The organism is Tenacibaculum holothuriorum (assembly GCF_002120225.1).
GTDB classification, from domain to species: Bacteria; Bacteroidota; Bacteroidia; order Flavobacteriales; family Flavobacteriaceae; genus Polaribacter; species Polaribacter holothuriorum.
The window spans coordinates 115377-136901 of sequence record NZ_LAPZ01000011.1; the positions used below are offsets into that span (position 1 = coordinate 115377).

A 21525-nucleotide genomic window follows, 5' to 3' on the forward strand; every position below is an offset into this window, starting at 1 on the left:
ATGAGTACAATTAAACAAGCAAATAAAGAAGAACTTTGGGGACATCCTAAAGGTCTTTATGTATTATTCTTTGTAGAAATGTGGGAACGTTTTTCATACTATGGTATGAGAGCAATTCTAACGTTATTTTTAGCAGCACCAATCCTATTAGGAGATCCTCAATCGGGGTATGGTTGGTCAAATGCAGAAACACTTTCATTTTATGGAACATATACAATGTTTGTTTATTTAATGTCTATCCCAGGAGGTTGGATTGCTGATAAGTTTATAGGACAGAAGAAAGCTGTAATGCTTGGAGGTTTATTGTTGTGTTTAGGACATGGTATTTTAGCAATAGATGCACAATGGGCATTTTTTACTGGTTTAATTCTAATCGTTGTTGGTGTAGGGTTTTTAAAGCCTAACATTTCAACAATGGTAGGAGGGTTATACAAACCTGGAGATGACAGAAGAGATAAAGGATTTTATATTTTTTACATAGGAATTAACTTAGGGGCATTTTTAGGAGCGCTTCTTGTTGGAGCTGTTGCTGCTAAATGGGGATGGCACTACGGATTTGGTTTAGCAGGTATAGGTATGGCTTTAGGTCAAATTGTATATATGTACGGTTTAAAATACTTAGAAGGAGTAGGTGATTTTTTAGGGAAAAAAGATTCACCAGATAAAGAATTAATGAAAAAACCATTGACTAGCATTGAAAAAGATAGAATGTTAGTAATGTTCCTATCATTCTTAATTATCATAGTTTTCTGGGGAGCATTTGAGCAAGCAGGAGGGTTAATGAGTTTATATACAGAACAAAAGACCGATAGAATGCTGTCTTTTTCGTTGCCTTTAATTGGTAATGAAGTACCTGCGGCTGTTTTTCAGTCAATTAACGCTTTTTTTATAATTACCTTAGGAACCTTTGTAGCAAATTTTTGGTATAAATGGGGGAGAAAAGGTAAAGAGTCTTCATCGTTGTTTAAAATGGCAGTGGGTGTTATTATAATGGCATTTGGATTCTTTTTTATGAGTAAAGCTAGTATGGAAGTAGTAATGGAAGGAGATGAAATAGTTCAAAAGTCAGCAATGATTTGGTTAGTATTAGCATATTTATTCCATACTATTGGTGAATTATGTGCTTCTCCGGTAGCACTATCTTTTATCACAAAATTAGCACCAGTTAAGTATGCATCATTTATGATGGGAGCATATTTTGCTGCTACTGGACTAGGAAATAAAGTAGCGGGTCTTGTAGGAGAACTTTCAGAAGGAGCAGGAGAATTTCAAGTATTTACAGGTATTGCTATTTTCTGTACAATATTTGGAATTTTAATCCTTTTAATCTTAAAGCCATTAAAGCGTTTAACGCATGGAGCAGAAGATATTAAGGGAACTAAGAATGAAGAAGCTGAAGGATTTGAATTAGCAGATCAAAACTAGAATAATAAAAACCAAACCTCGTAATACTTCTATTACGAGGTTTGTTATGTTAAATTATATATACTTATAATATGAATACAGATATAGAGAATCTATTTAAAGACAAAGTTTTAGGGCATCCAGCAGGATTGTTTGTATTGTTTTTTACTGAAATGTGGGAGCGTTTTTCTTACTATGGAATGCGTGCACTATTAATCTTATTTTTTACCGCATCATTAATGGATGAAGGTTGGGGGTGGCCAAGAGAATGGGCTTACGCAATCTTTGGTACGTATACAGCTTTAGTATATTTATCTACTATGGTTGGAGGTTATTTTGCAGATAATGTTATTGGTATTCGAAAAGCCGTAGTTTGGGGAGCTGTATTAATGACTGTTGGTCATGGATGTATGGCAGTAGAAACTCCTTTCTTTATTTATGCAGGTTTAGGATTTTTAGTAATAGGTAGTGGTTTTTTTAAGCCAAACATGACTTCTATTATTTCTGAAATGTACAAAGGTAAAGAAGAGAAGAAAGATGGAGCCTATACGATTTTCTATATGGGAGTAAATGCAGGAGCATTCTTAGGAATTTTACTTTGTGGTTACTTAGGAGAAAAAGTAGGATGGTCTTGGGGATTCGGAGTAGCAGGTATTTTTATGCTATTCGGAATGTTACAATTCTGGTTCGCTCAAGGAATTTTTGGAAAGATAGGTGATGGACCTAAGAATAAAAATGTAGATTTAATTGATGATGTTACAGCTGAAGAATCAACTGAAGAAGGAAGAAACCCTTTTACAGGAGTTCAAAAAGTAATGATTGCAATTTCTTCTTTATTAGGATTGATTTACATCTTTAATGATCCAGTATCAAAAATATCTGAAGGAAAATATAATTTATTACCATTTGAAGTAGGTGGATTATCAGGATCAACTTTTGCTATTTTAACCGCCTTAGCGCTTTTTGTTGCTTTATTAGTAATTAGAATTCCAAAGTATACACCAGTTTTAAGAGATAGAATGTTAGCGGTAATTTTCTTTGCTTTTGTTACTATCTTCTTCTGGGCAATTTTTGAACAGTCACCAAGTTCGTTAACAGTATTTGCTAAAGATTATACACAAAGAACTTTAGAAGGTAGTGCAGGAATGATCTTTAAAATAGTAAACTCTTTAATGACCATAGTACCTTTAGGTATCATTACTTGGGTATTATACTTATTATTTAAAAAGACTTTTGCAAAGTATGCGTGGTCTAATATTTTCTTAGCATTAAGTTTTGTTATTGTTTGGGCAATTGCATTATGGATGCTTTCTACAGAATTTCAAAAAGATACAACTGAAGTTCCAGCATCTTGGTTCTCAATATTAAATTCATTATTTATTATCACACTAGCACCATTATTTTCAAAATGGTGGGAGAGTAAGTATAATCCAAATGCAAATATGAAGTGGGCAATTGGTATGGGATTATTAGCATTAGGTATGGCTTGTGTTGCTGTAGGATCTGCAGGAATTGAACCAGGGGCTAAAACAGCATCGGTAAGTATGATTTGGTTAATTTTAGTATACCTTTTCCATACAATGGGTGAATTGTGTGTCTCTCCAGTAGCGTTGTCTTATGTGTCTAAATTGGTGCCAGGACGTATGATTGCATTTATGTTTGGTATTTGGTATTTAGCAGTTGCAATTGGTATGAAGCTAGCGGGTGTTTTTGCAGAGTCTTCTGAGGCAATTGCACAAGAACAAGGATTAAGTAGCTTCTTCTGGTTGTTAACTTTTGTTTCTTTAGGATTAGCTGTATTATCGGCTGTCTTATACCCTGTAATTAAAAAATTAATGCACGGAGTAAAGTAATAGTTTACAAACGTTAAAATATACTAAAAGCCTATCAAGAGTAAAAACTTGATAGGTTTTTTTGTAAATTTGGAACACTTATTGAGACTAAAGAGGCATGAGAAAAATTATTTTATTAGCAGTTGTATTATTGGCATCGGTTCAATCTTATGCGCAAGCAGAAGTAAATTGGTTAACTTTTGAAGAAGCTTTGGCTAAAAACAAAGAAAATCCGAAACCAATTTTAGTAGATTTATATACAGATTGGTGTGGTTGGTGTAAAAAAATGGACGCTACAACCTATAAAGATGGTACAATAGTTAAGTTTATTAATGATAACTATTACGCTGTAAAAATGGATGGTGAAGGAAAGAACGATATTAGTTTTAAAGGTAAAACGTTTAAATTTGTTCAACAAGGAAGAAGTAAATATCATGAATTAGCGGCAGCTATTATGAAAGGAAAAATGAGTTATCCATCAACAGCTTTTTTTAATGCAGATGAACAATTAATTCAAACAGTTCCTGGATATTTAACTAAAGAGCGTTTCGAAAAGATTCTTGCATATTTTAGTGGAGACGCATACAAAAACACACCTTGGAAAGATTTTTCAAAGAACTTTAAAAGTTCTATGTAAAAATATTAATAGATAACAAAAGCGCCATTTTGCCCTGTATAGTAAAATGGCGTTTGTTGTTTTTTACAAGTACTTTCCCATCGATTGATGTAACTTTTGTAATTACTCCCGTCTGCAATAATTTTCTTAGGAGAAATAGTTCGTAACAATCTATTCAAATTAATTTTTGGAGAATGTTGTAAAACTACTATCGGATTTTGAATTCCAAAATTGTAAACTCCTAAACTATCTACTGCAATTATAGTGTCTTTTTTTAAGAAGAATATATTAGGAGTTCTTTCTGTAAAATGTGTTGTAACATTCTCGTTAGTTCTGTATGAAACTATTAGTTTATCTGTTGTAATAGATTTGTCTAAATTGTGAAATAAGTCAATCCTACTACTAATTCTGTTCCCAATAAGAGTTTTTCTACTTTTATGAAAAACGATAAATTCACTTTTCTTCTTTCGCAGATTTTTTTCAGAAATTAATACGACTTGCAAACAAATTATTGAGAGTAAAACAAACGAAAATTGTTTTATCCTTTTAGTAGTTACAAGTTGAATTATTGAAATAATAACTAGATACCACGCTATCATTTCTATAAACGACATGGGTATTTCTTTAAGTAAGAAATCTTCCTTTTTAGCAATGAAATTTACTGTTGAATTCATTAAATAAATGACAAATCCATAAATATTAGCAAGAAACTGAGGAAGTAAATTTGTGATCGCTAAAAGGATAATTAATATTCCTCCAATCAGTATTCCACCAAGAAACGGAATGATTAATAAGTTTGAAAAAATAAATAAACTTGGAAATTGATGAAAGTAGTATAAGCTAATAGGTAATATTCCTGCTTGTGCTGCAATTGATACTGTTAATAATTGCCAAAATTTATCAATAATTTTCCATTTTGGCTTCCAAAGGTTGTAGAGTAAAGGTCGCGTCCAAACAATTCCAAAAACGGCTAAATAACTTAACTGAAACCCGACATCAAATAGAAAAATCGGATTTACTAAGAGTAAAATAAACATAGAAGTTACTAAAGAATGTTCAATAGGTTGTTTTTGTTGGAAAGATTGTCCGATAGCTACAAAAGTAAACATAGTAACTGCTCTAACTACAGAGGCGTTTAAGCCTGCTAACAACGCAAATAACCATAGTAAGAATACAATTAAAAAAGTTGATATAATTTTTCCTCTAGGAAGCTTTTCAAGCGGTTTGAATAAGTAGCTTAGAATTAGTAAAATAATTCCAATATGCAGACCTGAGATAGCTAAAATATGTATAGCTCCTGCATTTGTGTAATCTTGCAATAGTTCTTTAGAAATATCTTGTCGTTGTCCTAGTAATAAAGCGTTAATAACTGCTAATTCATTTTTAGAAAAGTGATATTGTTTTAATGAAAATTGAATTGTATTTCGAATCTCAGCTATATAACTGAATACAGAATGATTATAGCCAACTATTTTATACTGATTATCCTCCGTGAAAATTTGATGGTAAATATGTTGTTTTGCTAAATAATTTTTGTAATCAAATTGATGAGGGTTCAGTGGAGGGATTAGCTCTTTAAAATTCGGAGCTAAATACAAAAGTTGACCAACTTTTAGTGGAGTAAGAGTGTCTTCTTTTTTTATATTAAGTAATATTTTCCCTTGTGTTTCTTTATTGTTGACTTGAATAACTTTAGCTACATGTTTGGTGTAGTAATTCCCTGGTTTTAAAACTTTCTGAATTTCTAAAATAACAGATTTGTTTTCTATATTCTTATTGAAATAAAAGTTAGAATAACTCTTAGGGTTTTGAATTTTTACCGCACTAATACCAATTAGAACAAAGGTTATGGTAACTATTAGAGTAAAACTTTTCTTCAGTTTAAAATGTTTTAACAAGAATAAAACGATACTAAATACTATAAGTATTGAAAAAAGAGATAGAATATTCAGTCTTGAATAAGGAAAATAAAATTGAAGAATAATTCCTAGAATTAAACTAAAAAGCAAAAATGTTGGTTTGTAATTTAATAGCTTTTTCATAACTACTTAAAGTTATGAAAATAAGCGTAATAAAAAAAGCAACTCAAATCGAGTTGCTTTTAATACTATTATATTTTGTTAAGTTAAATTACTTCTACAAACAAACCTTCTTCAGTTTTTTCAACTTTAGCTAGTTTATTTTTAGTTAACCCTTTAATGGTTTTGTCCCACTTTTTGTTAGATAAACCACTTTGAGATTTTAATTCATTTAAATCTATTTTTTCAGCTTTTTCAATTAACGCTAAAACTGCTTTTTCATCATCGTTTAATTCAATTGCTGGAGCCTTCTTCTCAGGTTTCATCTGTGGGAAGAATAATACTTCTTGAATAGAAGGATTGTTTGTTAAATACATGATTAAGCGATCCATTCCAATTCCTAATCCAGATGTTGGAGGCATACCATACTCTAAAGCACGTAAGAAATCTTGATCGATAAACTCACCAGCTTCATCATCACCTCTTTCTGCTAATTTTAATTGAGCTTCAAAACGCTCACGTTGATCAATCGGATCATTTAATTCAGAATATGCATTGGCAATTTCTTTACCGCAAACCATTAATTCAAAACGCTCTGTTAATTCAGGGTTTTCTCTATGTTCTTTACATAAAGGAGACATTTCCTTCGGATAATCAGTAATAAATGTAGGTTGAATGTAGTTTCCTTCACATTTCTCACCGAAAATTTCATCAATTAACTTTCCTTTACCCATCGTGTCATCTACTTCAATACCCATACTTTCAGCAGCTTTACGGATTTCGTCTTCTGTTTTACCAGTAATGTCAAATCCAGTAAAATGTTTTATAGAATCTGCCATGGTAACACGTGCATAAGGCGCCTTAAAATCTACTTTATGCTCACCAAAAGTAGCTTCAGTAGTTCCGTTTACAGCAATAGCACAATGTTCTAATAATTTTTCAGTAAAGTCCATCATCCAGTTGTAGTCTTTGTAGGCCACATAAATTTCCATTGCTGTAAATTCTGGATTGTGAGTTCTATCCATTCCTTCGTTACGGAAGTTTTTAGAAAATTCATAAACTCCATCAAAACCACCAACAATTAAACGCTTTAAGTATAATTCGTTAGCAATACGCATGTATAATGGAATGTCTAATGCGTTGTGGTGTGTAATGAATGGTCTTGCAGCAGCTCCACCAGGAATTGGTTGTAAAATTGGAGTTTCTACTTCAAAGTAACCAGCATCGTTAAAAAACTGACGCATTGCGTTGAATAACTTCGTACGTTTTACAAAAACGTCTTTTACGTGTGGATTTACCACTAAATCAGCATAACGTTGACGGTAACGCATTTCAGGATCAGTAAATCCATCAAAAGTATTTCCTTCAGCATCAACCTTAGGTAATGGCAATGGTTTTAAAGATTTACTTAATAATTTAAAATCTTTAACCATTACAGTAATTTCTCCAACTTGAGTTTTAAATAACTCTCCTTCAATTCCAACAAAATCACCTATGTCTAGTAATTTTTTGTAAACTTCGTTGTATAATGTTTTGTCTTCACCAGTACAAATTTCATCACGATTAAAGTATACTTGTATACGACCTTCACTATCTTGTAATTCAGCGAAAGAAGCTTTACCTTGTATTCTTCTACTCATTAATCTACCAGCAATTACCACTTTTTTTCCTTCCTCAAACTCCTGTTTTATTTGTTTAGAATTTGAATCTAATGGAAATAAATCTGCTGGATAAGGATTGATACCCAACTCGCGTAATTTTGCTAATTTTTCTCTACGTACAACTTCTTGCTCTGATAATTGCATGGATTCTTGCTTTTTGTATTTTTAATGAAGGGGCAAAGATACAATCAATTGCAGAATTAAGCAATGCTTAACGAAATCACTTTTTTTGTAAAAAACTTAAAAATATTTGGTAAAAATAAAAAAGGTTGTATATTTGCAGGCTGCTTTTTTGTAAAGTAGCATTTAGTTGTGTTGTTAAGGTGTTTAAATACACCATGGTTTTGTTAACCAATGGAAAGCTTCCCTGAGATGGGTTGCTTTTTTTTTGTATCTATATCAAGTGCCTTTTTAACTAAAGAAGGCAGTTCTGTTTTTCCAAAAGATATTTATAAAAAACACAAAATACACAACAGCAACTGAAAATTTAATTGTTGCAGAAACTAAAAAACCTAAGAAAGCACCGAAGGAAGCTTTTATAGCTCTAGAAGTATCTTTACTGTCATAGATTAGTTCACCAATAAGCGCACCAAAGAATGCACCAATTAATATCCCGAAAGGAATAGGAGATAATAAACCTATAATCAACCCAATTGTAGTTCCGTAAATTCCGTACTTACTTCCACCAAAACGTTTTGTTCCTATTGCTGGGATAAAATAATCAATAATAAAAATAAAGATGGCTATGGCTAATGTTATTCCTAAAAAAGTCCAATCTTGAGGAATTACTTTGGTTATATGTAATAGTAGGAGCCCTATCCATCCTGTTAATGGTCCAGGCAGTATTGGTAGAAAAGAGCCTATTAGTCCTAAAAAAACAAATAAGAAACCTACAATTAGCAAAAAAATATCCATATATAATAGTTGAAAGTATTGATCTTACTGCTAATAAGACGTTTTGAGCATCTATTTGTTACAACTTAATTAACTAAGAAATTAGTTTAAACTAATTTTTTAGTTATATTTGTGAAAAGAAATTTCTTAACCATAGGATAATGAGCAAACAATTAACAAAGGCAGAGGAACAAATAATGCAGGTTTTATGGAGGTTAAATAAAGCATCTGTAAAAGAAGTGATTGAAAAATTACCAGTGCCAAAACCAGCATATAATACTGTTTCTACAATTATAAGGATTTTAGAAACTAAAGAATTTGTTGGGCATGAACCTAAAGGAAGAGGTTATGTGTATTATCCTTTAATAGCAAAAGAAGATTATAGTAATCAAAGTATACACAAATTAATGAATGGATATTTTGGCGGATCGTTTAAAAGTATGGTATCCTTTTTTATGAAAGAAAATAAAATGGATATCACTGAACTTGAAAGTGTTTTGAAAGAAGTAAATAAAAACAAGAAATCATGATAAACTATATTATTCAAGTTATACTATTTCAAGTACTGTTTTTAGCGGTGTATGATTTCTTTTTAAGTAAAGAAACTTTTTTTACAAAAAACCGGTGGTATTTATTGAGCACAGCAGTAATGTCATTTTTGTTACCGTTAATTAAAATACCGAGGTTGCAAAAAGCTGTTCCTGCTGAATATACTATTTGGTTGCCAGAAGTAGTCTTATCCCCTCAAAAAGTAATTGAAAAAGCAGCATGGTACCAATCTATAGATTACTTAGATGTATTGTTTTACCTAGGATGTTTATTGTTTCTTATAGTTTTTATAATCAAACTGATAAAGATAGTTAGACTAATTAGTGTAAATAAAGTTGAGCAAAAGCAACGTTATAAACTTGTATTGCTTTCTAAGAATTCAAAAGCATTCTCATTTTTCAATTATATCTTTTTAGGTGAGGGAATTGCAAAAGAAAAAAGAGAAAAAATTATAAAACATGAGTTGGTACATAGTGAACAAAAGCACTCATTTGATTTACTATTTTTTGAACTACTAAAAATAGTAATGTGGTTTAATCCGATGGTGTATGTGTATCAAAATAGAATTTCGTTAGTCCATGAATATATTTCTGATGAAGTGGTGAGTAAATCAACTCCAAAAGAAAACTATATAAACAATTTACTCTCCGATGTTTTTCAGGTAGAGAGTATTTCATTCATTAATCAATTTTATAAACATTCATTAATCAAAAAACGAATTATTATGATGACTAAAAACAAATCAAAACAAATTAAACAGCTTAAATATTTGCTGTTAATTCCACTATTGGGAAGTATGCTATTTTATACTTCGTGTAATGATGAAAAATCTGAACAAATAGCGATTAAAAAGGAACAGATGACAAGGTATATAGAAACTAAAGAAGGTTTAAAATCATCGGTAACAGAGAAAGAAACATATATGGATACTTTTTTTGGATTTGGAGATGCTGAAAAATATAAAGAAGTGCCTTATGAAGACTTGACAAAACAAGAGAAGGAAGAATATGATAATAAAAAAAGTAAATTTGAAAGTATTGCTGGAAAAAATTATTCTGGAAAGAGTTTATTTAAAGTCAAAGTTTTAAAAATGCCCAATGGTAGAAATGCAATAAGTTTGATTGCTGACTCTGAGCAAATAAAAAGTTTGTCAAAAGATAAAACAAGTAGCGAAATTCAAGAAGTAGTTGAAGATGTACCATTTGCAATTATAGATAAGGTTCCAACTTTCCCCGGTTGTCCAGAAGGGGACAAGACATGTTTTAATAAAAGTATGCAACGTTTTGTAGCTGAAAACTTTAATATTAATGTAGCAAATGAATTAGGTTTACCATCTGGAAAAAAACGAATTTATCTTCAGTTTAAAATAGGCAAAAATGGTGTTGTAAAAGACATTAAAGCAAGAGCTCCTCACCCAGAATTAAAATTAGAGGCAATAAGGATAGCAAAAAAGCTACCAAAAATGTTACCAGGAGAAAAAGACGGAAAAAAAGTAAATGTAGGTTACACGTTACCGATTACTTTTAATATTCAATAGAAATAAATGAAAAAGAAAATAATATTAGTAGTTAGTATTTTGTTATTTGTAAAAGTAGAAGCACAAACTTCTACTTTTACTTCTATAGATAGTTTAGTTTTTAGAGGTAGATATAAACAAGCTTTAGGTTTACTGAAATCACAGCCAGAATCATTTCATAATTTATATAAAACAGCGAGAATTTATGATGCATTAGATAATTATAAAAAAGCTGCAAAGAATTATGCAAAAGCAATAACCTATAAACAAGATTATGCTACGAAACTTAAGTTGGCGACTATATATAAAAAACAAGGAGCTAATAAGAAAGCAATTGACTTATATGAATCAATCATAAATAATGACGTTGATAATTTATTAGTAAAATACCAATTAGGTAAACTTTATTTAAAAACACATCAGTTAAAGAAAGCGAAAACAATTTTTAAAGAACTCATTAAAAGCGATTCTCAAAATGCTAATTACTCATATCAATTGGGTAATGTATATGCTCTTTTCAAAAAAAGAAACTTAAAAATTAATAGTTATTTAGATGCCTATAAGAAAGATAAAGAGCATTTAAAATCTATACATCAATTAGCAAAAAGTTTCACAAAATTACGAGATAAAGATTCAGCAAGAATATTTATTAATAGAGGTTTAGAGGTAAGTCCAAACCATTTTGAACTCAATAAACTTAAAGTAAACCGATTGTATTTAGATAAAAAATATTCAAAAGCTATTCAAAGATTAAAGAAGTTAGATACGTTAAAGCCAAAAGAGTTTTACGTTCAAAAAATGTTAGGTAGAAGCTTTTTTCAACTAAAGAAATTAGATAGTGCTAAAAAGTATTTTAATAAAGCTTTTAAGTTAGATAAATCGGATCATAAATCATTAGAATACTTAGGAGATATTGCGGTTGAAAAGAAGAATTATAGAGAGGCGGAGTACCGTTATTTATGGTCAATTTATACAGGTAGAGAACCAAGAGATAAAGGTTTTTACGGAATGGGACGTGTTAATTTAGAAACAGGAAAGAAGAAATTAGCAATCCGATTTTTTAAAGATGCAATTGAAGAAAATGGTAAGAATTACCGAGCCTTATATCAATTGGCAACTACCAGTGATGATTATTATCAAGACAAAAAGATTGCTTTTAAACATTATCAGAAATATTTAGAAAAGTTTGAAAAGAAAGACTCTATTTTAACCGATCATGTTAAAACAAGAATTAAAGACATTAAAAAGCTATACTTCTTAAAAGGAGAAGTTTTAGAATAAAACTAAATTTCGTATTTTCATCTAAAAATCAGTTAGATAGATGAAAGTACGTTTTTTAATATTCATAATTTTAATAACTACTTCTTCGTGCGATAAATTTTCTTCTTCAAAAAAGAAAGCTAAACCTGAATTAACTACTATAATTGATTTTTCTAAAGTCGATATTTCTCCTACTTTCTATAGATGTAAAGATTATGAAAATGTTCAAAAAATTAAGTGTTTTAGAGATGGCATTTATAAAAGAATAAATAGGGTATTACAATCAAAAGAATTACAAATATTAGATGAATCTATTAATGAGAAAATAGAAGTAAGGCTATTGATAAGCAATCAAGGAAAAGTATCTATAAAAGACATTAATGCTTCAGAATTTATATTAGAAGCTATACCTAGTATAGATAGTCTTTTACATATAGCTGTAAAAAGAATTCCAGTACTACACCCAGCATATAAAAAAGATATTCCAGTTGCTACAGAATATATGTTACCTATAACAATAACAACAGCGGAACAAGAAAAAGGAATAGGAAACTAAATAAGCTTAAAATTCCCCAAAATATAAAATCAATCCAACAGAAAGAATCTTTTTTAGAAAGTAAATCAAAGACTTCTTTTTTTGTTAAGCTTAATAGCTCTTCTTTGGATAATGTTATTTCTAATAGATTTTTAGATTTTGATCCTGCTTTATAACCTTTCAAAACATCTTTCGGATAATTTAACAATGAAAATCCCATTGCCCACAAGCTCATAAAACCAATAGGTAAATGTTTCCACATTCCCGATGAAATTTCATAACCTGCTATGAATGCTTCACCTTTCCAAGAAGTGTCACAATTATATAAAATATGTTGTATATCGTGAATATGAATTACATCTTTTCTAAATTGGGAATTAGGGATTTTTATAGAAAATAATTTAAACTTTAAATCAAAATATTTTTCATTAAAACCACCATCATTGGCGAAATTATTGTCTTTATAAAACTGTTGTAGTTCTTTTGAAATAGTCATGTTGTAGTTGTTTATACTACAAAGATATTTTTTGTTTAAATGGTAAATCTTGACAATTGTCAAGAAAACTATTTCCCTCGAATTCTACTAAAAGTTTCTGGAGTCATTCCTAAAAAAGAAGCGATATGTTTTGCAGATACTCGTTGAAATAAATATGGCTTTTTTTGTAGCAGAATTTCATAACGCTCGTGTGCAGAATGTAATTGTAAATCATCAATACGTTCTACTAATTCAATATAAATTTGTTGCATAAACAGTCTCCCAAAATGTTCAAACTTCGGGTTTTGTTCAAAAAGTTGTTCCATATCATTTATATGAACAGCAAAAACTTCTAAGTCTTCTAAAGCCTCAATATTGTATTTGCTTTTTTTGCGTTGAATCAAACTATCAATCGTAGTAATACTTTCTTGTTCTACTGAAAAATGAACCGTAATATCTTTGTCTTCTTTGTAGTAAAAGACTCTTGCTAAACCAGAAGTTATAATGTAAAAATGATTGCAAATAGTTCCAGCTTCATGAAGTATATGATGTTTAGGGAATTTTTTATACTCCATTACTTGTTGCAACGCTTCATAAAATTCAGGATTTTGAAGAAGTAAAGCAGCATTAAAAGTATCGTTATTTTGCATTTTAGCTTTTACAATGTTAAAAGTTCATCTAAAAACCAACGAGAATTTGATAAACGAGGTACTTTATGTTGTCCCCCTAATTTACCTTTTGTTTTTAACCAATCGTAAAACAAACCAGTTCTAGCGATGTTTACTTTTGGCATTGCTAATGTCATATTATTGTAGCGTTTCGCCTCGTAATCAGAGTTGATAGATTTTAAAGCATTGTCTAAAAGTTCGGTAAACAAATCAATATTATCGGGTGCTTTGGTAAATTCAATAATCCATTCATGAGCACCATTTTTATTAGAGCCCATAAAAATTGGTCCTACTGTATATTCTTTGATAGAAGCCCCAGTTTTTTCACTAGCCATTTTTAATGCATCTTCTGCGTTTTCAATAATTAATTCTTCGCCAAACACATTAATAAAATGTTTAGTTCGACCAGTTATTTTTACACGATGAGGTTTGGTAGAAGTAAACTTTACGGTATCACCAATTAAATAGCGCCATAAACCACCATTCGTTGTAATTACAATAGCGTAGTTAACATCTTTTTTAACTTCTGATAATGGAATTGCAGTTGAATTCTCTCTATCATATTGATCCATAGGAATGAATTCATAGAAGATTCCATAATCGAGCATTAATAATAATTCATCAGAATTGTTTTTGTCTTGAATCGCAAAAAAACCTTCAGATGCATTATAGGTTTCATAGTATTTAAAATTGTCTTTTGGAATAAGCTTTTTGTATTGCTCACGGTATGGGTTAAAGTTTACACCCCCATGAAAGTATACTTCTAAATTAGGCCATACTTCAAGAATATTATCTTTTCCTGTCTTTTCTAAAACTCTGTTTAATAAAACCAACATCCATGACGGAACACCTGCTAAACTTGTAATATTTTCATTAATAGTTTCATCAATAATGGCTTCCATTTTGGTTTCCCATTCGCCCATTAATGCAACTTCAGGTTTAGGAGCCGAACTAAAATCAGCCCAAAAAGGCATGTTTTCAATAATAATTGCTGATAAATCTCCGAAGTAAGAATTATTATCTTCATAAACTGCAGAACTTCCTCCTAAACGTAAACTTTTACCTGTGAATAATTGTGCTTCGGGATTGTTGTTTATATACATGCACAACATATCTTTTCCCGCTTTAAAATGGCAATATTCTAAAGCTTCGTCACTTACAGGAATAAACTTGCTTTTTGCATTGGTAGTTCCGCTAGATTTTGCAAACCATTTTATGTGAGTTGGCCAAAATACGTTTTGCTCTCCTTTACGAGTTCTTTCTATTAAAGGTTCTATGCTTTCGTATTTTTGAATAGGAACTTTGCTCGCAAAATCTTTGTAGTTAGTAATGTTTTTAAAATCGTATTGCTTTCCAAATTCAGTACTCTTAGCAGTATGCACTAATTTTTGTAATAATTCTTCTTGAACATCATTCGGATATTTTAAAAAGAGCTCCATTTGATGTTTTCGTTTCTTTAAAAACCAAGAAATTATCGAATTTATAAACGGAAATGGCATAGATTTTTTTAAGTTTGTTTTAGCAATTACTATTCAGTTTAGAAAAAATGTAATGCTAAAATTTTAGCTAAAAGTAATAAATTTTAACAAATGGAATACCAAGGAGTCTTAAAAAAAATGACAACTGAAAACGGAGATGTAATTCAGTATTATTTAGATATGAATTCTGATTTTTTAAACATGAATCAGTTGTTGAATAAAGAGCTAGAAATTTCATTTGTAACCTATGAATGTTTGAGTTGCGGAAAAGAAAAACAAATTTATAGACAAGGTTTTTGTAAGAGTTGTTTTTTTGAAAATCCGAATGCTGGTGATTGGATTATGCGTCCTGAATTAAGTAAGGCGCATTTAGGAATAGAAGATAGGGATTTAGAATACGAAAAGAAAGCACAGTTACAACCTCATATTGTGTATTTAGCAAATTCTAGTAATGTAAAAGTTGGGGTGACAAGAAAAAGTCAAGTGCCAACACGTTGGATAGACCAAGGAGCTCATGAAGCCATAGAAATTGTTGAGGTTCCTAATAGGTATTTAGCAGGAATTACTGAAGTTGCCTTAAAAGAACATGTGGCAGATAAAACCAATTGGAGAAAGATGCTTAAGAACGATATTGAAGAAGAAGATTTAAGCAAATGGCAAGAAAGATTAAGAGCTTTTATTCCTGAAGAGGTACAAGAATATTTTATAGAAAACAATAAGGAAACTGAGTTGAATTTTCCTGTAGAAAAGTATCCTGAAAAACCTAAAAGTTTGAATTTATCTAAAACGCCAACCTATCAAGGAAAGTTAGTAGGGATTAAAGGGCAGTATTTCATTTTTGAAGATCAAACAGTTTTTAACGTTCGTGCTAATGAAGGTTTGGTGGTAAAGATTGGTGTGGTTTAAAAAAGAATAATCATTACGAAGAGTTTTAAATAGAGAGATTGCTTCACTTTGTACGCAATGACGTTTAGTAAATAATAAAAAAAGCAGATTCTTAAGAATCTGCTTTTTTATTTTAGTGCTTTACAGCAACATAATGTTTTTTCATTTGAAGTTCGCTTAATACATTTAAAGCTTCGTTCATATAAATGTCTTTCTTAAGGTTTTTGTGCCACGCCACTCTTTTATCTTTTAAGACGGTGTCTTTTTTAAGTAAACTCATTTCATAAGTTGGCGATAAAAAATCTAAGTTAGATTTAAACTTAAATACATCTTTAAAGCGTTTACCCTCTTCAGTACGTTTTTCACTTTCTTTTTTAAACGCATTATAGTTTAATGAATACTCTTTTTCATCTTGGTTTTTTCGTAACCACTTAGCATATTCATTTATTTTTTGAAACTTCGTATCGTTCATAACTCTTTGCTTACTGTTGTAAACTACATCACCAAAGTTGCTGTAAGAGTTCGTAGCTGTGTATTTAGCTTGCGGAACTTTATCCCATTTTAAAGCACCGTCTAAATCACGCTCACCAAAATCCATATAACTAAAACGACTTGGTAATGAAATATCAGAGTATACTCCTTCAATTTGAGTAGAACCTCCGTTAATTCTATAGAATTTTTGAATGGTCATTTTTATAGCTCCCATATCATCTGGAAGTTGTTGGTAAAAACGATTGATAGGTAAAATGTTTTGAACTGTTCCTTTACCGTACGTTTGTTTACCACCAATTACAACTCCTCGTTTATAATCTTGCATTGCAGCAGCAAAAATTTCTGAAGCAGAAGCAGATAATTCATTCACCATTACTACTAATGGTCCATCCCATTGAATTTTAGGATCAGTATCTTTTTTAACGATAGGATCTTCACCTCTATATTTTACTTGAACAATTGGTCCTTGGTTAATGAATAATCCACCAATTTCAATGGCAGTCTTTAAAGAACCTCCACCATTATCACGTAAATCAACAATTAAACCTTCTACACCTTCTTTTTTAAGACGAGAAATTTCTTTTTCCATATCTTTAGCCGCATCTCTACGAGCTAAATCGTTAAAGTCAATATAGAATTTAGGTAAGTTAATAATACCATATTTTTTACCATCTTTTTCTACTACACTCGATTTTACAAAAGTTTCTTCTAACTCAACAATATCACGAATAATAGGAACTATTTTGGTAGAACCGTCTAATTTTTTCTTTACAGTTAAACGAACCTCACTCCCTTTTTTTCCTTTGATAAAAGTAATAGCATCATCTAATCTCATACCTACAATATCTAAAGGTTCTTCGTCTCCTTGAGCTACTTTTAAAATAATATCACCAGCTTCTAATTCTCCTTGTTTCCATGCAGGACCACCAGAAATTAACTCAACTACTTTAGTGTAAATTCCATCTTTTTGTAAACGAGCTCCAATACCTTCTAATTTACCAGACATGTCTTGGTCAAAACGAGATTTTATTCTTGGAGACATATATGTAGTATGCGGATCGAAGCCACTTACAACACTATTTAAGAAAGTTGAATACCAATCAGAATTTTCTAATTCTTCGATACGTAAATATAGATCATCCATGTTTTTAAGAACCTCAGTTCTTGCCTCATACTCTAATTCTTCAAAAGTTTTTTTCTTGAATTTTTTGTCTTTTTTAGCCTTTTCGTTTTGTTGATCTTCGGCATCTTCAATTCTACTTAATACCGAAAGTTTTAATTGCTTACGCCAGTAATCAACTAATTCAACTTCGTTTTTTGCAAAAGGAACTTTATCGTAATCAATATTTATTTTTTCCTTTTTGTTATAATCGAAAGGGTTTGCTAAAACAGCTCTATAGGTGTTTTTTGCTGATTTCATTTTTTCTAAAAAACGGCCATAAACCAACTTGTAAAAATCGATGTTAGATTTTTGTAATTGATCATCGATAGAATATTTGTATTGAGAAAATTCTTTTAAATCTTCTTGCGTAAAATAACGTTTGTTTGGGTCTAAACCATCAATAAAGTTTTTGTAAACATGTTCAGAAAAATCGTCATTTAATTCTTTTTGAACATAATGAAAGCGACTTAAAATGTTTTTTAAAACGTATATAATTATACGGTCTTTGTTTGGGTCTTTTGTTACTGTTTCATTTGCAGAAACAGTATTGCTAAATAAAATACTAAGTGCTAATAGAGGAATAAAAAATTTCGTCTTCATAAATCTTCAGTCGTTGTTTTATAGATTAGGTTACACCTTTGGCTAAGCTACTAAAATAATGCCAATATTTTTAGTTTTTCTTTTTTTTGTAAATGCCTTTAAAAACTTCTCTTATTTTTTTGTTATCTAAACCCATATAATCCCAAACCTGGGTTACGGATCCGTCGTTATTTTTTGTCCAAGTAATTTGATTGTAATAATTTCCTTTGGGAGTTTTAACAACATCACTACTCAATACCATAGAATTATTTTTAAAGTTTCCTTTTAGGTTGAGTGAAAATCCTGAATTATCTACCCAAACTTGATTCCAACTTTTATCTGCCTTATTGTAATAGTTATAACTTGTTCCTTGATTTTTAGAAGTTTTAGAACTCCAATTTTCTTGAATAGTACAAGCATTAGGCATTTTTACAATTTTGTTGTTTCCTATTAGCTTGCCGTCAGTATTATAAACATTCCAATCACCAATCCAAAAATCAAATTGCTTATATTCTTTAGAACTACATGGAATTTTACTGTCCGATTGTCCCCAAATAATTGAGAAAAAAGTGCTAATTAAAAAGAATAGCAAAAATAAAAGAGAACGTATCATAAGGCAGTTGAGTTTTGATTACCACAAGTTTACACATAAAAACAAGCTTTCTGTCTTTACAAAATGTTAAAAATTAATGCTTTTTTTATCTTACATTTGTTGTAAAACTTACCGAGTATGCAAGAGAAACCACTAATTCTGGTAACTAACGATGATGGAATTACCGCTCCAGGTATTCGAATGTTGATAGAAATAATGAATAAAATAGGAGACGTTGTTGTAGTTGCACCTGATAGCCCCCAAAGTGGAATGGGACATGCAATAACCGTAAATAACGTTTTACATTGCAATCCGATTACAATTGATGATGGTCCGCAAATTGAATACAGTTGCTCTGGTACGCCAGCGGATTGTGTTAAAATGGCAAAGAATAAAATTTTAAATAGAACACCAGATTTATGTGTTTCAGGAATTAATCATGGTTCTAATTCTTCAATAAATGTAATTTATTCTGGTACGATGAGTGCTGCCGTTGAAGCTGGAATTGAAGGGATACCTGCTATTGGTTTTTCACTGTTAGATTTCGATTGGCATGCCGATTTTAGAGCAGCTAAAAAGTTTATAGAAAAAATTACATTAAACGTTTTGTTAAACGGATTGCCAGATGGTGTTGTGTTGAATGTTAATATTCCGAAGTTAAAAGAAAACGAGATTAAAGGAATACGAGTTTGTAGACAAGCCAATGGTTATTGGAAAGAAGATTTTGACAAACGTAAAAGTCCGTACGGTAAAGAATATTATTGGTTATCTGGTGAGTTTGTAAACAAAGACAAAGGTCAAGACACTGATATTTGGGCTTTGGAAAACGGATATGTTTCTGTAGTGCCAGTTCAATTTGATATGACAGCACATCATGCCATTCAAAAATTAAATACATGGGAGTTATAAAAAAAGAAATAGCCATAGGAGTATTGATTTCATTATTGGCAACCTTTTGCGGTCTGTTTTTATATTTAGAATATGTATCGGATTCTGGTTTTGTCAATACTATTAAAGTGATAAGAGAAGGAGGAGCCTTAGGTACGGCCATAGCTATTGCAGCAATTCCTAACTTATTTGTGTTTTTTATATTCTTAAAGAAAAACCAAGATTATAGAGCGCGAGGTGTTTTAATAGGAACCATTTTAATAACACTATTAACTTTTGCACTTAAAGTTTTATAACTGCATTTTATGAAGTATTATATTCTTGCAGGTGAAGCATCGGGAGACTTACATGGAGCTAATTTAATGAAGGCTCTTTACAAAGAAGATCCTAAAGCAAATATTCGTTTTTGGGGAGGAGATTTAATGCAAGCTCAAGGAGGAACACTTGTAAAGCACTACAAAGAACGTGCTTTTATGGGGTTTGTTGAGGTGTTAATGAATCTTAGAAAGATTCTAGGAATGATATCTTTTTGTAAGAAAGATATTGAAGAATTTAATCCAGATGTAATTGTATTTATTGACAATTCAGGATTTAATCTCCGCATAGCTAAATGGGCAAAAGAAAAAGGATTTAAAACCAATTATTATATCTCACCTCAAGTTTGGGCAAGTAGAGCAAGCAGAGTTAAAAGTATTAAGAGAGATATTGACGAGATGTTTGTTATACTTCCTTTTGAAAAAGAATTTTACAAGAAGTATGATTACGATGTGCATTTTGTTGGTCACCCGTTAATTGACGGAATTGCAGGTAGAAAACAAGTTGATGAAGAAGTTTTTAGAAAAAAACATAATTTAGGAGATAAAGAGATTATAGCTTTATTGCCTGGGAGTAGAAAACAAGAAATAACAAAAATGCTTTCGGTAATGCTTTCTTTGGTAGAAGAATATCCACAATATCAATTTGTGGTTGCAGGAGCTCCAAGTCAAACAAATGAGTTTTATCAAGAGTTTATTCAGCAAAAAAATGTAAAATTTATTAGTAATAAAACCTATGATTTGTTAAGTATTTCTTTTGCTGCTTTGGTAGCTTCAGGAACTGCAACTTTAGAAACAGCTCTGTTTAAAGTACCTCAAGTAGTTTGTTATAAAGGAAGTAATATTTCGTATCAAATAGCGAAAAGAATAATCACGTTGAAATATATTTCTTTAGTGAATTTAATTATGGATAAACCTGTGGTTACAGAGTTAATTCAGAATGATTTTACCAAAGAAAATTTAAAAAAGGAACTCGATAAAATCTTAGACGAAAAGCATAGAGAACAATTGTTTTTAGACTATTTTGAGTTAGAACAAAAGCTAGGAGGTAAGGGAGCTTCTGAAAAAACTGCGAAACTTATTGTTGAAGGAATCCAGTAAGTATGTCTTCTCGAGTGCAGTCGAGAGATATAAGATAAATGAATAGAATTAAATCTCGACTGCGCTCGATTTGACAAAGAAATGATAAAAAAACTACTCTACATTTTAACAGTTTCTCTTTTGATGATTTCTTGTGGATCTTCAAAAAAAGTAGCAACAAAGCATAAAACAAATATTCCGAAGAAAGAGCAGGGTGAAGTAAAACAGAATTCAAATTCATCCTCTTTAGCTGATAAAGTTGTTTGGACTGCGGTTACTTACAAAGGTGTTCCGTATCGTTTCGGTGGAATGAATCGTAGAGGGATGGATTGTTCGGGCTTAATACACACTTCTTTTAAACAACGAAATGTAACTTTACCTAGAACATCGAAGGAAATGTATACACAAGGGTATGAAATACCTTTAAGAAAAGTGCAAAGGGGAGATTTGTTGTTTTTTAAAACTTCTAGAAAAAGAGGACGTGTAAATCATGTTGGTTTGGTTACTTCAGTAAAAAACGGTGATATTCGGTTTATACACTCAACAAGTTCAAGAGGGGTTATCGTTACATCTCTATATAGTAATTATTGGAGAAAAGCATTTATAAAGGCAAAAAGAGTGTTGTAG

At 30.7% G+C, this 21525-nt stretch carries 20 protein-coding genes; 12 read left to right on the top strand and 8 right to left on the bottom strand.

Annotation, left to right across the window (positions count from 1 at the left end; all coding sequences use genetic code 11):
- The 3 genes from WH52_RS11520 to WH52_RS11530 all read left to right on the top strand — a co-directional run bounded on the left by WH52_RS11520 (position 1) and on the right by WH52_RS11530 (position 3873).
- Positions 1-1425, top strand: coding sequence for a peptide MFS transporter (locus tag WH52_RS11520; protein WP_086031098.1), 1425 nt, complete (start codon positions 1-3; stop codon positions 1423-1425).
- Between the two features lie 71 nt (positions 1426-1496).
- Positions 1497-3257: a peptide MFS transporter gene (locus WH52_RS11525; RefSeq protein WP_086031099.1), complete on the top strand. Its 1761-nt coding sequence runs from the start codon at positions 1497-1499 to the stop codon at positions 3255-3257.
- Between the two features lie 97 nt (positions 3258-3354).
- Complete coding sequence (locus WH52_RS11530) at positions 3355-3873, top strand: thioredoxin family protein (RefSeq protein WP_086031100.1); 519 nt, start codon at positions 3355-3357, stop codon at positions 3871-3873.
- A gap of 5 nt (positions 3874-3878) precedes the next feature.
- On the opposite strand, the gene WH52_RS11535 is transcribed toward WH52_RS11530, so the two are convergent.
- The 3 genes from WH52_RS11535 to WH52_RS11545 all read right to left on the bottom strand — a co-directional run bounded on the left by WH52_RS11535 (position 3879) and on the right by WH52_RS11545 (position 8446).
- Positions 3879-5894, bottom strand: a complete 2016-nt coding sequence (locus tag WH52_RS11535; RefSeq protein ID WP_086031101.1) for a ComEC/Rec2 family competence protein — start codon at positions 5892-5894, stop codon at positions 3879-3881.
- Positions 5895-5977: 83 nt separating this feature from the next.
- Complete coding sequence (lysS, locus tag WH52_RS11540) at positions 5978-7675, bottom strand: lysine--tRNA ligase (protein ID WP_086031102.1); 1698 nt, start codon at positions 7673-7675, stop codon at positions 5978-5980.
- A gap of 267 nt (positions 7676-7942) precedes the next feature.
- Entirely contained in the window at positions 7943-8446 is a 504-nt protein-coding gene (locus WH52_RS11545; protein WP_086031103.1) for a DUF456 domain-containing protein, read from the bottom strand.
- A gap of 140 nt (positions 8447-8586) precedes the next feature.
- Here WH52_RS11545 and WH52_RS11550 point away from each other — a divergent pair, with 140 nt between their 5' ends.
- From WH52_RS11550 to WH52_RS11565, 4 genes are read left to right on the top strand one after another with little or no spacing between them, the layout of a single operon-like run.
- The gene (locus tag WH52_RS11550; protein WP_086031104.1) at positions 8587-8955 is read left to right on the top strand and encodes a BlaI/MecI/CopY family transcriptional regulator; all 369 of its coding nucleotides are present in this window, start codon (positions 8587-8589) and stop codon (positions 8953-8955) included.
- Positions 8952-10511 (top strand): M56 family metallopeptidase, encoded by a 1560-nt coding sequence (locus WH52_RS11555; RefSeq protein ID WP_086031105.1) that lies wholly within the window; start codon positions 8952-8954, stop codon positions 10509-10511. Before WH52_RS11550 ends, WH52_RS11555 begins: the two co-directional genes overlap by 4 nt.
- Before the next feature lie 6 nt (positions 10512-10517).
- Positions 10518-11771 (top strand): tetratricopeptide repeat protein, encoded by a 1254-nt coding sequence (locus WH52_RS11560; RefSeq protein WP_086031106.1) that lies wholly within the window; start codon positions 10518-10520, stop codon positions 11769-11771.
- 40 nt (positions 11772-11811) lie between these two features.
- A complete protein-coding gene (locus WH52_RS11565; protein WP_086031107.1) occupies positions 11812-12306 on the top strand; it encodes a hypothetical protein in 495 nt (164 codons plus the stop codon).
- On the opposite strand, the gene WH52_RS11570 is transcribed toward WH52_RS11565, so the two are convergent.
- The 3 genes from WH52_RS11570 to WH52_RS11580 form a co-directional block, all read right to left on the bottom strand.
- Entirely contained in the window at positions 12260-12781 is a 522-nt protein-coding gene (locus WH52_RS11570; RefSeq protein ID WP_086031108.1) for a hypothetical protein, read from the bottom strand. The two genes, WH52_RS11565 and WH52_RS11570, sit on opposite strands and share 47 nt — an antisense overlap.
- A 68-nt stretch (positions 12782-12849) precedes the next feature.
- Positions 12850-13410 carry a Crp/Fnr family transcriptional regulator gene (locus tag WH52_RS11575; RefSeq protein WP_086031109.1) on the bottom strand — a complete coding sequence of 187 codons (561 nt, stop codon included), beginning with the start codon at positions 13408-13410 and terminating at the stop codon, positions 12850-12852.
- Positions 13411-13418: 8 nt separating this feature from the next.
- Positions 13419-14927 (bottom strand): GH3 auxin-responsive promoter family protein, encoded by a 1509-nt coding sequence (locus WH52_RS11580; protein ID WP_086031110.1) that lies wholly within the window; start codon positions 14925-14927, stop codon positions 13419-13421.
- Between the two features lie 90 nt (positions 14928-15017).
- On the opposite strand from WH52_RS11580, the gene WH52_RS11585 reads away from it, so the two are divergent.
- Positions 15018-15812: a DUF2797 domain-containing protein gene (locus tag WH52_RS11585; RefSeq protein WP_086031111.1), complete on the top strand. Its 795-nt coding sequence runs from the start codon at positions 15018-15020 to the stop codon at positions 15810-15812.
- A 112-nt stretch (positions 15813-15924) separates the two neighbouring features.
- Here WH52_RS11585 and WH52_RS11590 read toward each other — a convergent pair whose 3' ends face one another.
- Positions 15925-18045, bottom strand: coding sequence for a carboxy terminal-processing peptidase (locus WH52_RS11590; protein ID WP_086031112.1), 2121 nt, complete (start codon positions 18043-18045; stop codon positions 15925-15927).
- Positions 18046-18115: 70 nt separating this feature from the next.
- Entirely contained in the window at positions 18116-18637 is a 522-nt protein-coding gene (locus WH52_RS11595) for a hypothetical protein (protein WP_086031113.1), read from the bottom strand.
- A gap of 117 nt (positions 18638-18754) precedes the next feature.
- On the opposite strand from WH52_RS11595, the gene surE reads away from it, so the two are divergent.
- The 4 genes from surE to WH52_RS11615 all read left to right on the top strand — a co-directional run bounded on the left by surE (position 18755) and on the right by WH52_RS11615 (position 21525).
- Positions 18755-19525 (top strand): 5'/3'-nucleotidase SurE, encoded by a 771-nt coding sequence (gene surE / locus WH52_RS11600; protein ID WP_086031114.1) that lies wholly within the window; start codon positions 18755-18757, stop codon positions 19523-19525.
- The gene (locus tag WH52_RS11605; protein ID WP_086031115.1) at positions 19513-19800 is read left to right on the top strand and encodes a hypothetical protein; all 288 of its coding nucleotides are present in this window, start codon (positions 19513-19515) and stop codon (positions 19798-19800) included. Before surE ends, WH52_RS11605 begins: the two co-directional genes overlap by 13 nt.
- Before the next feature lie 9 nt (positions 19801-19809).
- Positions 19810-20919 (top strand): lipid-A-disaccharide synthase, encoded by a 1110-nt coding sequence (gene lpxB / locus WH52_RS11610; protein ID WP_086031116.1) that lies wholly within the window; start codon positions 19810-19812, stop codon positions 20917-20919.
- Between the two features lie 81 nt (positions 20920-21000).
- Complete coding sequence (locus WH52_RS11615; RefSeq protein WP_086031117.1) at positions 21001-21525, top strand: C40 family peptidase; 525 nt, start codon at positions 21001-21003, stop codon at positions 21523-21525.